This window comes from Pedobacter yulinensis (genome assembly GCF_003029735.1).
Lineage (GTDB): Bacteria > Bacteroidota > Bacteroidia > Sphingobacteriales > Sphingobacteriaceae > Pedobacter > Pedobacter yulinensis.
The window spans coordinates 855341-855758 of the sequence record NZ_KZ686268.1; the positions used below are offsets into that span (position 1 = coordinate 855341).

At 45.9% G+C, this 418-nt stretch carries 1 protein-coding gene; it reads right to left on the reverse strand.

The features are described 5' to 3' along the window. A partial coding sequence (locus tag C7T94_RS03850; protein WP_204353201.1) for a transposase occupies window positions 1–318 on the reverse strand: 318 nt, incomplete at its 3' end. Between the last annotated feature and the right edge of the window lie 100 nt (window positions 319–418).

Sequence of the window (418 nt, forward strand, 5' to 3'; positions counted from 1 at the left end):
GGTAATGATCAGCTGGCGCTTGGGAACCACTTTTGGATCAAAGGTGCCCAGACGGTCACGCCCGGTTTCAAGTTCAAATTCTCCTGAACTCAGGCTCCGTACGGTCTTTTTACTTTTGCCGTTTTTACGATTAGCCTGACCGGCCAGCTTACTCTCGGAAATGTGATGCTCCAGTTCACCGGTCATCATCGATTCCAGAAAGTGTTTCATCATCGGTGCCAGTACACCATCAGTGCCCGTCATCTTTTTGCCGGCATATAAGCCTGCTATAGCTTCCTTTTTGAAGCTTTCAAAGTCAAAGTCTTCTTGTGTTGCCATTGTTTATGTCGATAGTTTAAAGTTACACTATTGACACAGTTCAGGAAACACCCTCGCCTCCCGGAATTCGAACCGGTTTTATGACGAGATTTCAAATCTA